The sequence below is a fragment of the Vibrio nomapromontoriensis genome (assembly GCF_050337205.1).
Taxonomy (GTDB): domain Bacteria; phylum Pseudomonadota; class Gammaproteobacteria; order Enterobacterales; family Vibrionaceae; genus Vibrio; species Vibrio nomapromontoriensis.
The window spans coordinates 389,891-405,285 of sequence record NZ_JAKJSS010000007.1 but is presented as its reverse complement, the minus strand read 5'-3'; the positions used below and the strand labels follow the sequence as shown (position 1 = coordinate 405,285).

Genomic DNA, 15,395 nt, shown 5'->3' with positions numbered 1-15,395 from the left:
GTGATGATTATTGTCGTGATTATTATTGTGTTGCATGCGTCTGTTATTGCTATAAGTGCTTACGTCTAAAAATGAAAAGTGACACGCTTAAGGGCAATAAGATCCAAGCGAACAAGGCGAAAATCAGGCTCTGCGTTGATAGGCTGCTGTTTATTGCTACGGCGAGTACGCCATTTACATCGGTTTGATTAAGGGCGGAAAGATTGATGAGCCTGAAAAGATCGGCAGGGTTGAGCAACATGATCTGTACGAGCGTCTGTTGGTCGAGTAATTCATATCCGCCAATCAGTACGCCAAGCAGCACAAGATCAAAAACCAAAACAAAAAATAGCCAAGTGAGTAATGCAGCCCCGGCCGCTTTGGATTTTTCAGACACCATAAGGCTAATGAGATACGCCAGTGCAACGAAGCATAAACCGAGTAAGCTAGAGGTGATAATAAATAGAGTAAACGCCCCCCAAATGGCTTGAATTGGTGTGGTAAGACTTAACAAAACGCCTGCAGAACCAAAACCTAGTACCGTTGCGAGTGTAATGATTCCTCCCTGTCCGATAAATTTACCGAACAGCAATTGCGCATGACTCACAGGGTAGGTCATCAATAATAGTAAGGTGCCAGACTCTTGCTCGCCAACAAAGCTGTCATAGCAAAGTAGCAGCGCGATTAACGGAATAATGAACACGGATAGACTAGAGAGGCTAGCAATGGTGGAAGATAGCGATGGTGTTGCCAGTTGACCAGAGGCGACGCTTCCATAATAGCTAATACCAATCGATAACAAGGCAAAGACCAGAGTGATGGACACTAACCAGCGGTTTCGCAATCCGTCTTGAAACTCTTTAAGCGCGACAGCAAAAATAGGGTTCATAGTGTGTTCTCCTGCGGCTTAGTGAATTTGTCCTGACTGGTGCTTGGTGTTAACCCGAGAAAGTGTTGGTAAATCTGCTCTAGGTTAGCGGGTTCCATTTGAATATCACTCAACGATTCATGTGCGAGTAACTCTTTGAGCACTCGCATTTTGTCTTCTTTGGGAACAGAGAGTTGATCATTTGAAATCGCGAACTCCGCGAGTTTGCTGTTGCTATAGATTGCACCATTCAGCCCACTGGTTTTTATTTTTGTCGGTAGCTGTGCTTGTGACCTCAGCTCATCCAAAGTACCGATGGTGATTGAGCGACCTTGAGATAAGATCATCGCTCGATCGATATGTTGCTCGACACCCGGTAGTACATGAGAGCAGAGTATGATGCTTGCCCCTTCTTTTTTTAATGTGTCGACACTTTGATAAAATTCCTGAGTGGCAATTGGGTCGAGTCCAACTGTGGGCTCATCGAGAAGCAGTAGTTTCGGTTTACCAAGAAAAGCCTGTGCTAAACCGAGACGCTGTCGCATGCCTTTTGAGTAAGTTTTGACTTGTCGGTGTAGTGCATGGGACAGACCCACTTGGTTGAGTAAATCGGTGATCTGTTGCTTGGGCGCCGATTTTAAACGAGCAAAATAGGTGAGGACTTCGAGCCCGGTTAGCTGCTCGTAAAAGCTGACATTTTCAGGCAAATAGCCAATTTGTTTGCGTCCTTGCCATGCTTGTTGACTGCTTGGATTCATGCCAAAGACGGATACGCTCCCTTGCGATGCTTGTGTGACGCCTAAAATGAGTTTCATGGTCGTGGTTTTGCCCGCGCCATTGTGACCAAATAACCCCAATACCTCGCCGGGCATAATGGAGAAACTCAGCGCATCAACCGCACAGACATTTTTGTATTGCTTGCTCACATTATCGAGTTGAACGATAGCCTGATTCATGAGTGACTCCCCTGTAATTGTGATGCTGTTGGAGCCAGTAGTTGCTCGCGTTTTTCCGAGTGATTGGGCGGTGACATGAGTGGGTAGGAATCCTTCACTCCCGATGGTTTTAATACTGGGAATTGTTTTTGAATCCAGCGCAGCATCAAAATAGTAGGGCTATCGAGCAGTACTTTAGATTCTGGGTATTTCCATACCACTTTATCAATGCCATCGTTAGGCTCGAATGGGGTATCGCCCGTTGAGCTATTATTGAGATCCCATCCTAGATAGTTACTCCAATAGTTCCCTTTGCCGTTAATGCTCCATTCTTGCGCTTGATTTGAAACATACTTAACTTGAATCGGATTATTGATGAAGCTATTACCAGTGACTTTGACATTTTCAGAGCCCGCAGTGAGGTGAATGCCAATTTCAGCGGTATCTATGGTGTTGTGGCTAATTTCGTTGTATCCAGAATTGTAGACAAAGAGACCTTTGCCTTCGCGACCCACCACTTTATTCTCTGGCTTCGTCCAAATATTGTTTATTTGGTTATAGCTAATGGTGGAGTGGGTGATGAAGTTCATTAGCATGCCGTAGTCTTCATTGTCACGGCTAATATTACCCATGACTTGAAGGTGTTTCGAACTCATTAAAGCATAGCCTGCACGTGTGTTGTAAGCGGTGTTTCCTATGACGCGATTACTGTGTGAGTACATGTAATGAATGCCATAACGGAGGTTATACATGGTGTTATTGCGAAGCTCACAATCCTGGCTCGATATGATGTAGAGACCATCACGAGTTTGAGAAATGGTATTGTTACTAACGTAAGCATATTTGACGGTTGAAAGCTGTATGCCATTACCTCGGTCGGAAGAGCGCAATTCGGTGTTGCCAATAATCGTGTTGTCGTTAATGGTAATGTTTTGAGCGCGCTGAATCCACATGCCAAACCCATCACCTTCAAGTCTATTGTTAGTGATAGTTAGCTGCTCTGCTGTGGTATCTGAGTAGATGCCCGCATTTTGCTCGGTAAGATCTTGTCCCCAATTTACGATATATAAGTTGGAAACCTCGATATTCGAATTGGTAAGGGTAATCGCATTGCCAGTGCCTTGTGCATCAATAATCGCGTCGCCCTTGCTCGTGAGTATCAGCGGTGTAGAAACCACATAGTTCCCGTAAAACCGCCCCTGCCCAAGTACAATGGTGTCACCTTGTTGGGCTCGATCGAGTGCGTGTTGTAAATCATCACTTGGGTTCACTGTCGTTACCGCGGCGAAGGCGATGCCGTGATAGAGGAAAGTAACAAAGAGTAGCCAAGAAAAGTGCTTCAATGACGTTATCCTAATTAAGTCGTGGGAGAAGAGTGCTCCCTCCATCATCGCGGAGGGAGCAATACGCAGAAGTGTCTACGCTTCGACGAGCATTCGACCTCGCATTTCCATATGTAGGGCGTGGCAGAACCAGTTACAGTAGTACCATTGCACCCCAGGTTTATCGGCAACAAACGTGATAGATGAGGTTTGTTGAGGACTGATTTCCATTTGTACGCCATGGTTCGTCATACAGAAACCGTGGCTGACGTCTTCAATCGTATCTAAGTTAGTAATGACCACGGTCACAGTGTCACCGAGTTTGACTTTGAAATCGTTCATGCCAAAAGTTGGTGCGATGGAGGTCATATATACTCGGACTTTGTTGCCGTCTCGAATAACCTTGTTGTCCGTCATCACGTTGACGCCGTCTTTTTTGGCTATTTCAATGGTTTCAGCAAAGATAGGATCATCACGTGACCAAAGTTTGCTTGGCTTCACTTTACTGCGGTGAATGATGGTACCGTCGTGCGGTTCTGCAAACGTAGGTCCGTCGTGAACCAGTTTCATTTCGTCACCGGAGATATCGATTAGCTGATCGTTTTCGGCACGCAGTGGTCCAACAGGTAAGAAGCGGTCTTTAGAAAACTTACAGAGTGAGACCAGCCATTTTCCGTCAGCGTCACGAGTTTCGCCACTAGAGGTGCTGTTATGTCCTGGTTGGTAATGCACATCAATTTTCTGTTTGATGTAGTTTACCTTTTCTCCGTTGTACGCTTGGATGGCTTCTTCTACATTCCATTTGGCAATCTGGCTATCTAGGAACAACGTAGTATACGCAAATCCACGGTTATCAAATGCTGTATGCAAAGGACCAAGACCAAGTTCCGGCTCTGCGACAATGGTGTCTCTTGGCTGGATTTTGTCATTGAAGAGATCATCAAGTTTTGCTGTGGCAATAACCGAAACAGTAGGGGACAGTTTACCGTTAGCAATGAAATACTTGCCGTCAGGAGAGGTGTTCATTCCGTGTGGCGATTTTGGAACAGGAATATAGCGAGTAAGGTCAGATCCTTTACGGCCATCGAGTACTGGAATGTCATTGTTGTTGTAGGTTTTAAATTTACCGGCTTTTAATGCGGCTTCACAACGTGCCAGACTAAAGACCACTACATGGTCACGTTCTGCCGTAATCATCTCACCCAGACTCATGCCCATTTCTGAGTTGTAACACGTTGAAGCGAAGTATTTACCATCATAGTCTGCATCGGTGTTGTCTAGGTTGCCATCAACCATGACTTGAAAGACCACTTCCATTTTTTCTGCATCAATTACGTTAAACAGTGAACGGTAAGTGCTGACGTCTTCTAGCGTCGCCTTGCCATCATTGTTCATTGGAATTTCAAATTCACTGTTACAAATAACGTATTTGGTTTCCGGTACTTTTTGGACTCGAAGACCATGGATGGCTTGTACGTTAGGAATAGTGATCATCTTATCCACTTTCATGACGTCACAGCGGATACGGGCAACGCGTGAGTTTGCTTTATCATTGATAAACACGTATTTACCGTTATAGCGACCGTCGGTCATACTCATATGAGGGTGATGGGAATCACCGGATAGAATATGGGCGCTGTCACCTTTGATTCGTTTACTTTCGTCAGTAAATCCCCAGCCCGTTGCACTATCTGCGTTGAAGACTGGAATACGCATTAATTCACGCATTGATGGGATGCCTAGGATTCGTACCTCGCCCGAGTGACCACCACTCCAAAATCCATAGTATTCATCCATCTCACCCGGCTCAACATAAGGGCTGTTACCTGACTCGGCTGCCTGCGCTTTTGCCATTGAGGCAAACATGGCGGCCGACATTGGCGCAGCTGCGACGCCTAACCCGATGGCAGCAGTTTTACCAAAGAACTTTCTTCGCTCGGTATCGACGGGCATATTGTCCGGGGTGAGGGTCTTTTTGTCATCGCTCATGTTGAGTCTCCATTCTTCGTATGTAGGGCTGATACGTAGTGTTGCAATGCGGCACGTCCGTCATTGCCTCGTTATCCATTACGGTATTTGTGTTACTGGGATATCAGCGTCGCTCTGTTTCCGTTTTTTATATGCCTGTTTTTTTAATGGTGGGCATTTTCCATCGTTGGAATAGGTGATTTGGCAATCTAAGCAGTAGTGACATTCACGCATGTTAATAACCCCGTTCGGATGGATTGCTTGAATTTCACATTCTTTTGCGCAAATTTTGCATGGAGAGCCGCATTCAGGGCGTCTTTTTAACCAGTCGAAAAGACGAATACTGTTGGATACGGAAAGTGCAGCGCCCAATGGGCACAAGTAGCGGCAGAAGGTTTTGCGGTTAAATAAGTTAAGAGACAGCAAAAACACTGCCCACAGGATGAAAGGCCATTCCCGGTCGAACTTGAGCAAGAATGTGGTTTTGAAAGGCTCGATCTCTGCGAACTGTTCAGCGAGTGCTAGTGAGTCAAGAGACAGAGCAAATAGGCCGAGAAGAATAAGGTATTTGATCGCCCATAGTCGTTCATGAACTGCCCATGGCAATTCGAATTGTGGGATTTTAAACGCTCTCGCACTTTGATTGATCAACTCTTGCAGCGCGCCAAAAGGGCATAACCAGCCGCAATAGACTGCGCGTCCCCACATTAGAATGGTCACTGCCGCTGCGCACCACAGCATGAAAATTATTGGGTCGAGTAGGAAAAGATCCCACGAAAATTGTGTCATTAGCGCGTTGAGGAAAGTGAAAACATTGACGACGGAAAGTTGTCCGCCCCAGACCCAGCCTATGAAAACAACGGTAATAATTAAAAAACCGTGGCGTAGGCGGTGCATGAAAGTCGGATGGCGTACTAAGAGATCTTGGAAGAATAGAATAAGCAGTAAGGTCACAATGAGAAGAGAAAGCAGCACTACTTTTACTTGGTTTTCTTGCCACACTTGCTGAGTTAAGGAAAGCTCGGGTTGCAATATGATCGGCGCTGGTGTGTCTACGTATTGTGGTAGAGGGCTATAGTCGCCTTTAAAGCTAGTAAAAACGCTATCCACCGCGCCAAGTTGGCGGCGCACAAGCAATTCAATTTGCCAGTCGGCACCGGGGTCAAATTCATGGTGCGCTTGTACTTTAAATACCGACATTTCATGAAATCGTGGGGCACCTGAGATATATAGGTCGAGGATTCGATTATGGTCTAGATCTCGAAAAGAGATTTCATTGTCGCTTTGGTGGACTTGGATTCGGTCGAAGATACCACCCCTCACATAGCCAGAGCCTTTGTAAGAGTAACCATTGCCAAAAATAGCAATAAGATGTTCATCGACTTGAAGATCGTTAACTAGCCATTGGTACTCTTGCTCGCCGAATAGGTTCTTGCCAATGGTAGGGATGTCGGCTTGTGCGTAATAGATTTCAGCAAAAGGCTGATCGCTCTCGCTGGTTGCTACGCGATCAATGTTTTCTGCTGCGGTATCGGTAAACGCGTCTTGAACGGCTCCTTTTCGTATCAATAATTTACGAATGGAGCCATCCCCGGTTAATTCCAACCAGTTTTTCTGCTCAAATAGTTCTTTTTTTATGGTTGATTTTGGTTGAATGATATTGCTGCTCGGTTTAACGATGCCCAAAGACTCGGCCACCTTGGTCGCTGCTTTTGTAATGGCGACATTCATGACCATGACTGTGACCGTAGCACCTGATAAACCGTCAATAGGGATGTAGTTTTCGTTTACCTTACCGCCCACTTTAATCCGGTCTTTCACTGACAGTCCGACATACTGATCGCTAAATCCCCATAATTTGCTTTCGGGTATTCCGGCTAAAATGATCGGTTCATGGTGCTCAAGAACTTTGGAGGCGAGATAGGTGCCTTCAGGATCCATAATCACTAGCATGTTAACAGGCTCACCTGAGTAGGCAGGTATGCTTGCAATGTCATTAGTTTCAAAGGCATAGCCGAGAACGTCCTCATTATGTTTGATGGTTCTTACTAGAGGATCGCCGAGCTTATCTGAAATGGATGTCTGGGTAGGGAAGGCTTGTTCGATGAGCGGAATAGGATCTTTGGGAGGGCTGACAAATAGTGCGTAGCTGGGCACGCTAATAAACAGTAGAGCGAACACCTGACACACTAGAATTTTTGTGGCAATTCTCAGCATAAGCGCTCCCTTTCTATCCATATTGCCAGACCGAACAATCATCGAGATAAATACGATGAGACGGGCAGGTGTGAGGCGTTAGAGTAGAGTCTTGTTAATGGGGTGTTTTTGATTTGTATCAAGTTTAAATACAATGCAAGCTATCAATAGTACAAGGGTTGCTCGCGATCACAGAGTTGTAACGAAATATTATTGATTTTTAGTAGGTCATTTTGACCTATAAGTGTAAGCGGAATTAGAGATTAGAAGGAAGAGGTTAAGGATGAGTAACTGAGGCGTGAAACGCTGAATGCTATTTGATCCATTTTCCTTTGCTTGACTAGAGCAAAGGAATGGTTATGGAGCGCTATTACTTATATACAGCGCGACGGCTTAGTTCGAATTGTACATGCGCTCGAAGTTTTTTTGATTCCAGCCAACCATGACTTGATCGCCAATCTTTAGCACAGGAATAGAGCGAGCCCCCATTGCTTGTAGCTCTTTGCGTCCTCTTTGCATTTTTGCGTTAGTCAGACGATATTTGTAGCCTTTACTATCCAAATAGCGTTGGGCATCTTTACAGTGAGGGCATTTGTCAGCGACATACAGGACTAAACGTTTCATAGCATTACTCTAAAGCGGGTTTTGACGGGCGCAGTTTATCGATAATTGGTGGAAATTACCACTCGCCTGCTAACGATGAGCAGGTGAGTAGAGTGACTAAATTGGTCTTTTCGTTGTTTATGAGTGAAATTGACTCGTTTAGATGATGTGTGACAGTGCGTTAAGTGTTTGTTGCCGGGTCGATAAAACACAGTTGTTGATATAACGTTGCTGTTTTCGGCATGCCGATATCATGAGAACCTGCGAGCTCTAATACATTTTTGTACATGTATTGCAGTTCTAATGCTCTTTGGTTCTTTAGATCGAGCAGCATACTCGTGTGGTAAGGCTTCATCGCCGCCGTATTGCTAAGCATGGTATCAATTAAAGAGGATGGCAGGTCTGTTCCTAATGCCTTTGCTGCCGTTTGGACTTCTTGCATGACTTCTTTTGCTAAAGAGACAAGTTCGGGGCATTGCATGATTTGCTTGGTATCGGCAGATAATACGGCGGACAGTCCATTGAATGGCACATTCCACAGCAGTTTTTTCCAACGCGCGTCGACAATGCGCTGTTCTACGTCAACTTCTACGCCACAGCCTCGAAAATCGCTCGCAACATTTTCCAATGGTATAAGCCCTTCTTCGCCATACACTCCCAGAGTCAGTCGGCCGTAATCGATATGATGAATATGCCCAGGGCCAATCTTATTAGAACAGATGAAGCAAAGCCCACCAGCAACAAAGGGTAAGTTGAGCTGTTCAGATAGCTCTTGTTCTGCGCCAATACCGTTTTGCAGTAATACTACTAGCGTATTGGGTTTGGCTATTGGTGCGATGAGCTTAGATAACAGCTGGTTGCTTGTCGTTTTGATGGCAACCAAGATGACATCGGCTTTCGGCATCGCTTCACTTGTTGAATAGGCATGCAGCGAGTTGGGAGCAATCGAAAAGTCGCCATAGTGAGAATCAACTGTTAAACCGTGCTCACGAACATGCGCAAAATCAGAGTTAAAAAGAAAATGCACCTCTTGTCCGCTGTGATGCAGCCTTGCACCATAGTAGCCGCCAATAGCGCCAGTCCCAATTACCGCGAACACCTTCTTTGTCATATCTACATCCTCGTTATACCTTGATTCAAGTAATGTACATGAACTGACGAATTAGTGAACCTTTGGAGGCAACATTGGTAGCAAAATGTGAATTGTCGGCTACCTTAAGTTTCTGATATTAATAATGATGATACAGATACTTAGCGCGTGTTCTCGGTTTTAGAAGGAATCCATTGCTACACCATGATATGCAATTTATCATTTGCGGGTATTTATTCGGTTTAAGCCGCACATGTTGATGTAATAGTAGGTAGTAAGATGATTGAAAGAAAAGAGACAAAACAACGTATGAGTCGCGCCGTGATTCATAACGGCACGGTTTATTTTTGTGGGCAAGTGGCTAAGGATTCAACAAAAGATATTACTCACCAAACCACAACCATGTTAGAAAAAGTGGATGAGTTATTAGAAAGCGTGGGTTCGAGCCGTGAAAAACTACTGTCAGCAACTATCTATGTGAAAACCATGGATGACTTTAAAGCCATGAATGAGGTATGGGATGCTTGGGTACCCGAAGGCTACGCGCCTGCGCGAGCGTGTGTTGAAGCGAGCATGGCGAGAGAAGAGCTGTTAGTGGAAATATCAGTCGTCGCAGCAGTATAAGTCGGCACTGTAGTACAAAGACCGCCTTTACCCTAAGAAAGGTGGTCTATTTAAAGGGACATCAACATTCTCTGACTATCCGTCGTTCATGTTCTTTATTCGCAACGTTTGATCTTCGGATACTTGATTTTTCCATTGAAGGCGCTGGCTCATTGAGGCTTCTAGGATAGGGGTTTTTCCGAGTGCTTTGTACCATAATGACACCAAAACTAATGAATTAGTGTTGATGTTGAACGCGTTGTTAGTGCCATTGTCAGTATAGATACCTGTGGGTATGCTTCTAGCGTTTAAGCTGGTTCGAAGGACTTCATCTCTTAGTTTTGTACTGAAAGTGTCGTCAAATAACACGCTAAAACCAAATCCTACTTTATTACTAAATCGCTGTGGTGTTTCAATGGGTTTGCCTCCAGGGCTGACACTCAACCAACTCGTCCCGTAATAGTAGATATTATTGTAGGCGAACCAAGGGCTTTTACTCATCGCATCTTCTGCGTAAATGTGTAGTTTATTTGTTAGCGTTGAGCGTTTTTTCTGCAATTGATAGAGCGCATCTAATTGATTCCACCATACTTGTGGACGACCAATCTCCAATGCAAGTAATACATAGGGGTCGCTGGTAAAATAGGGCACATTGCGTGTATCTACATGCAGGTCCATCCCATCCACGGTAATGGTTTCTGATGTGGTATTGTCGTAGCTAGCAGATAAGTCGAACCCATAGAGCGCGTAACCTTGTGCCGCGTACTGCAAATAACCTAATCGACCTTCTTGCCTAAAATACTCCTTACCTTTATACAATTTTGTCCCATAGAGAGTTTGTTTCTTTATTGCTGCCGACAAGGTCCAACGGGATGTGATGTCTTGGACAATGGGTGACAGCTCCGGAAAACGAGCTTCGGTAATCTTCAACCAAATGAGCAGACGGCCAATATCTAATGCTGACCAACCATTACCGTTTGATGAGCTGGTACTATAACTGCCACTGGGTAAGCCAGTTTTTGCGCTGTATTCTCGATTGGGTAGCGTTGCTTTGTAAAGCGGAAAGTCAGCGAGTGTGGTCAACGTAGTACGAAGTCGATCTCGGGTTATTTCGGTTGTTTCTAACTCAAGAGCGTGCAGCGCTAATGTGGCGGCTAACCCGCTGGCAATATCCCACATTGTCGCATGGTGGTAGCCTTGGACAGAGTCCCACATCCCCGTTGGTTCGTGGTAGTTTTTCTGAAAGTAATGCTGGGCTTTTCGTGCAAGAAGCCAATCATTGCGAGAAAGTTTTTGAATGTCTGCTAAAAACAATTCCTGATTGTGTACGTACTCATCCATCACGATTAAGGGAGAGGGTGATGAATTGGCCTTGTTATACTCTTCAATGGTGTCTTCTGGGAGAATGGGCGGTGCTAAAGCGCGCCGTTGATAGTCTATGGCTGTCGCTTCTTTTGCTGTTTCACCGGGAGCCACAGACCGACCACCGTAAAAGCTTGGCAATTCGGGTGCGTCAGTATCAGCGTGCACAGAAGCCGCTGACAGTAAGGTGATGAAAAAGTACCGAATTAAGCGAGATGCCAATAAAAAATCCCCGGAAGGAATACAGAAGATAACTTAATGATAATACATAAGTTATTATTTTCGAGTTTGATTAGATCGAGAGTGTCTCAAAATCGAACGCTCAGCGTTAAGAAAAAGTGATTACTTTTTATACTAGGCGCTGTCATTTTTCCGTTGAAGTTGATACTATCATGGCGTCAACGGACTGTATTGAGTCAACGGATAGGCAGGGCTAACCTAAAGAGGTGCTGCTATGCGAAACTTTATCAATACTTTAACTCGCTCAGAACTTTCTCCCGTTCGCCATTCGGCGACAGTGTTACAACAATTCCTTGCGTCTTCACGCGACTATCAACTTAGTCAACAACAAAAACAAAGAGTGGAAACTTATTTAGGGGAAACCCCTCTGTCGATTGACGATTATGGTAACCCTTTAGATGCTCACAGCGTGATTGCATTTTCCTTTGGCGATAGCGATGACGTGAATAGCTCTCTTGCTCAAGAAACAATAAAAATTGTTAAGCAATATCCATTTTTGGATGCACACCTTCAACAAGAAGTTGCGACCCATGCCATCAATAGCATTAAACACGCTCATGTCATAACAAGTGAAAGCTACCTAACAACAACGGATATTGCTAAGCAAGCACTTGCGCGTGCTGTGGGACGAAATGTCATTGTAGTGGCTCAGTCATGGCATGCTAAACGCTGTATTGAAACGTGTGAGGAGGTGGGGCTCAATGTCGTCGCGGTTAAAACAGTGAACCGCTTTCCTGCGGAAGACCCACAACCTTGGGTCAGGAATCCAATTAACTGGATACTAAAAGAAAGCCACCGCGCGGTGGCGACCGGTGTTGAAATCAGTAAGAAACTTAACTTAGCATAACGTCGTAATTGACGGAGCTAACGATTTGTTTGTAAAGAAATTTATAGAACCGTAAAAAAGTACACATTGGCATTGTAGTTACTATACTCCTTTTTAAATGGACCTTATTTGGAGTAAAGACTTTCATGGAGCGCATAAAGTCTGCCTTTGCACAAGCAAGAAAAGAACTATGGATAGTGTGTTACTTCAGCCTAGTGATTAATTTTTTAGTATTGTCACTGCCTATTTATGGCTTACAGCTATTCGATAGAGTGCTGTCAAGCTCCAGCCTTGAAACGATGTTTGCTCTGATGGGAATTGCTCTTTTCTTAGTGACAGCGCAATTCTTGATGGAATATATTCGTACAGAACTGCTGCAAAAGTCAGGGTTAAAGTTAGATTCTTCTTTGAGCGGTCTATTGCTCGCGCAAAGTATTTCTCAGTCATCCATTACCAATCGGATAGAGAAGCAAGGTCTACAAGATCTCTCTGAAATACGTAACTTTTTAGTGACACCATCTACTTCCGCTATTTTTGACCTTCCTTGGGTGCCTTTCTTTGTTGTTATTTTGTTTATGCTTCATCCATATATTGGGGCGGTAGCATTGCTGGGCAGCACTGTTTTTATGGTGATGGCTGTGGTGATGATGTATCAGAGCCGACAATCGAATGATGCATCCAACCAGTATTCTAATCGTACCAATATGGAGTTAAACGACTACCTACGAAATGCTCCCATGTTAAAAGCGATGGGGATGTCTGAAAATATTGGTAAGGTTTGGGAAAGCAAGAGTGAAAAGCTATTAGCGTATCAATGGAAGGTGAATTCTCGAACTGGCCGGCTGCTGTCATTGAGTCGATATTTTCGCACCTTGTTACAAATAGCAGTGCTCACATTGGGTGTGTATTTGGTACTGACTCAACAGTTGGGGACAGGCGCGATTATTGCGAGTTCAATCATAATGGGACGTGTTCTTTCGCCTTTCGAACAAGCCGTATCGGGCTGGAAGTCTTGGTATAGCGCGATGGGCGCATGGCGTCGTTTAAATAAACTAGGTGAAAGCGAACACTCCGTGGCGAAAGTCACGCTACCGCAACCTAAGGGTAATATTCAGTTTAAAAATGTGGCACTGAAGCTGCCAGCGATGCAAGAGCCCTTGCTGCAAAATATTAACTTTAAATTAGCAGGTGGTCAGTCGCTCGCCATTTTGGGGAATTCGGGTTCTGGAAAGTCGACGCTAGCTAAGCTCATCATGGGTATCTATCAACCTAGTATTGGCATGATTGAAGTCGATGGGGCGACGATTGAACAATGGTCAGAAACCCAGTTTGGTGAACATATTGGTTATTTACCCCAACATGTGGGGTTGCTGTCAGGTACGGTTAGAGACAACATTTGTCGTTTTAGCAATGCCAAAGATGAAGATGTCGTCGCCGCTGCAAAACTTGCCTGTATACACGAGTTGATTATATCTCTACCGGATGGTTATCAAACCTATTGTGGCGAAGGAGGTTTACAACTTTCAGGTGGACAAATGCAGCGCATAGGTTTGGCTCGCGCCATTTTCTCCAACCCTAAGGTTTTGGTGCTTGATGAACCGAACTCAAACCTTGATCCCGAAGGTGAGGTCGCACTCGCAATTGTATTGCAGCACTGTAAGGAAAATGAAATCACCGCGGTTATGATAAGCCATCGTCCTGGATTTTTAAGGCAAATGGATTGGGTCATTTTACTTAAAGATGGAAAAGTAGAAAAAGCGGGCAAAAGTGAACAGTTTCTTGGGTTGCATGCGGAAGCGGAAAATGCAGTGGGATCATCTAAGAGACAATCGCGCAGCGCGAGTTAGGAGTCGGTATGGTTTTTGATACAGCGAACGTCGTTAAAAAGGGCATTATTCTTAGCTTACTTACAACGATAGGTTTCGTTTGGTGGGCGACGTCTGTCGACTTAAGTGCCGCATCTATTGCCAGAGGAGTGCTGGTGGTAGAAAGCAAACGTAAACAAGTTCAACACCTTGAAGGGGGGTGGGTGAAACAAGTTTATGTGAAAGAAGGGCAAAGTATAAAAGTGGGAGACGTACTCCTAGAGTTATCCAATTCAAAAGCCGAAGCAGACTTTCAACGTTTGATGTTGAAATCTATTTCTTTGGACTATCAAAAACGTCGACTTAATGCACTGCTTGCTGGAAAGAATACCGTGGATTGGACGTTTATTGATGATGGCTTAGGCGTTGATACCGTCGATAAGACTCAAATTGTTGCCAATGTCATTAGTAGCGAGCAACTTCAATTTCAGCAAGCAATGCTGAAGTTGGAGCTGACAAAAGGTCAGTATACTCAAAGAAAAGCACTATTGGACGAGCAGATTCGCGGTGGGACTTTCCAAAGAAGAGCGATAGCGAGGCAGCGAGCACTACTTAAAGAAGAAATTGATATGACGCAAGGGCTAGTCAAAAAAGGCTACGTGTCAAAAACAAGAATGTTGGAATTAAAAAGAGCCGCGGCACGGGTAGACGCAGAGCTTGCAGAAGTTACGGCAGAAACAGAAGTGAATCATCGTCAATTGAAGACATTAGAACAAACTCATCAAGCCCAGCTTTTGGAGTTGAAACAGACCTATTCTTCGCAACTGGCACAGATTCAAAAGGAGTCACGCGATATTAGCGAAGCATTAAAAGCCGCCACGGATGTTAAGTCTCGAGTCACTATTCGAAGCGAACATAATGGCACGGTAGTGGGACTTAATGTGGCCAGTGTTGGTGGCGTGGTTAATCCAGGCGATGTGCTGATGGAGATTGTACCTGATAGTGACGAGCTTATTATTGAAGCGCTGATTCCACCGCAAGATATCGACGTGGTGCGCGTAGGGCAGCAAGCTAAGGTGCGGTTAAGTGCGTACAATGTGAGGAAAACACCGCCAGTAGATGGAGAGGTGACTTATATTGCCGCTGACAGATTAAGTGGTGACACGAACGAGCAACAAACGGGCTATATGGTGAAGGTCAAACTAGGAAAAGATGCATTGAACGGATTAGAGAATATAGAGCTATATCCGGGCATGCAGACTGAGGTGTTTATTGTGTTAGAGCAACGAACATTATGGGACTACTTAACTGCGCCATTGACAGTCAGTTATTATCGAGCGATGAGAGAGGTATAGGATATGGAGCCGGAGATGGTATTTTGGTTGTCCTTTTATGGTTTTTTTCTCGTGCTGTCCGTCATAGTAGGGGCAAAGAAGGGGCGAGTCATTGCGGGTGCGCTGTTAGGGTATGTACTTGGTCCTGTGGGGTTAATCCTTATTTTATGCAGCTCAGATAAGAGGATGATACCTTGTCCCCATTGTGGCGAGAAGACGCACCGACACTCATACCAGTGCCAATGCTGTCATGAAAAAGTGTAC

Annotated in this window: 12 protein-coding genes; 4 read left to right on the top strand and 8 right to left on the bottom strand. The window is 44.8% G+C overall.

Translation table 11 applies throughout. From position 1 onward, the window contains the following. Nucleotides 1-49: 49 nt before the first annotated feature. The 7 genes from L4D05_RS05920 to L4D05_RS05890 form a co-directional block, all read right to left on the bottom strand. Nucleotides 50-868: an ABC transporter permease gene (locus tag L4D05_RS05920; RefSeq protein WP_428751057.1), complete on the bottom strand. Its 819-nt coding sequence runs from the start codon at nt 866-868 to the stop codon at nt 50-52. After that, nucleotides 865-1,803, bottom strand: a complete 939-nt coding sequence (locus L4D05_RS05915; RefSeq protein WP_428793320.1) for an ABC transporter ATP-binding protein — start codon at nt 1,801-1,803, stop codon at nt 865-867. Before L4D05_RS05915 ends, L4D05_RS05920 begins: the two co-directional genes overlap by 4 nt. Then, a complete protein-coding gene (locus tag L4D05_RS05910; protein WP_428793319.1) occupies nt 1,800-3,125 on the bottom strand; it encodes a nitrous oxide reductase family maturation protein NosD in 1,326 nt (441 codons plus the stop codon). Before L4D05_RS05910 ends, L4D05_RS05915 begins: the two co-directional genes overlap by 4 nt. Before the next feature lie 75 nt (nt 3,126-3,200). Then, nucleotides 3,201-5,093 carry a TAT-dependent nitrous-oxide reductase gene (nosZ, locus tag L4D05_RS05905; protein ID WP_428793318.1) on the bottom strand — a complete coding sequence of 631 codons (1,893 nt, stop codon included), beginning with the start codon at nt 5,091-5,093 and terminating at the stop codon, nt 3,201-3,203. A 78-nt stretch (nt 5,094-5,171) separates the two neighbouring features. Continuing rightward, nucleotides 5,172-7,289, bottom strand: a complete 2,118-nt coding sequence (gene nosR / locus L4D05_RS05900) for a transcriptional regulator NosR (RefSeq protein WP_428751053.1) — start codon at nt 7,287-7,289, stop codon at nt 5,172-5,174. Nucleotides 7,290-7,661: 372 nt separating this feature from the next. Beyond that, nucleotides 7,662-7,892, bottom strand: coding sequence for a glutaredoxin family protein (locus L4D05_RS05895; protein ID WP_250617161.1), 231 nt, complete (start codon nt 7,890-7,892; stop codon nt 7,662-7,664). Nucleotides 7,893-8,052: 160 nt separating this feature from the next. Further along, complete coding sequence (locus L4D05_RS05890; RefSeq protein ID WP_428751052.1) at nt 8,053-8,982, bottom strand: 2-dehydropantoate 2-reductase; 930 nt, start codon at nt 8,980-8,982, stop codon at nt 8,053-8,055. Nucleotides 8,983-9,240: 258 nt separating this feature from the next. On the opposite strand from L4D05_RS05890, the gene L4D05_RS05885 reads away from it, so the two are divergent. Next, nucleotides 9,241-9,585, top strand: coding sequence for a RidA family protein (locus tag L4D05_RS05885; protein ID WP_428793317.1), 345 nt, complete (start codon nt 9,241-9,243; stop codon nt 9,583-9,585). A gap of 75 nt (nt 9,586-9,660) precedes the next feature. Here L4D05_RS05885 and L4D05_RS05880 read toward each other — a convergent pair whose 3' ends face one another. Beyond that, complete coding sequence (locus L4D05_RS05880) at nt 9,661-11,148, bottom strand: DUF3131 domain-containing protein (RefSeq protein WP_428793316.1); 1,488 nt, start codon at nt 11,146-11,148, stop codon at nt 9,661-9,663. Between the two features lie 232 nt (nt 11,149-11,380). Between L4D05_RS05880 and L4D05_RS05875 the strand changes: the two genes are divergently transcribed. From L4D05_RS05875 to L4D05_RS05865, 3 genes are all read left to right on the top strand, one after another. Next, a complete protein-coding gene (locus L4D05_RS05875) occupies nt 11,381-12,013 on the top strand; it encodes a hypothetical protein (RefSeq protein ID WP_428751049.1) in 633 nt (210 codons plus the stop codon). Nucleotides 12,014-12,138: 125 nt separating this feature from the next. After that, on the top strand, nt 12,139-13,839 hold the full coding sequence (locus tag L4D05_RS05870) for a type I secretion system permease/ATPase (RefSeq protein ID WP_428793315.1): 1,701 nt from the start codon (nt 12,139-12,141) through the stop codon (nt 13,837-13,839). Nucleotides 13,840-13,847: 8 nt separating this feature from the next. Continuing rightward, a complete protein-coding gene (locus L4D05_RS05865; protein ID WP_428793314.1) occupies nt 13,848-15,152 on the top strand; it encodes an HlyD family type I secretion periplasmic adaptor subunit in 1,305 nt (434 codons plus the stop codon). Nucleotides 15,153-15,395 lie beyond the last annotated feature (243 nt).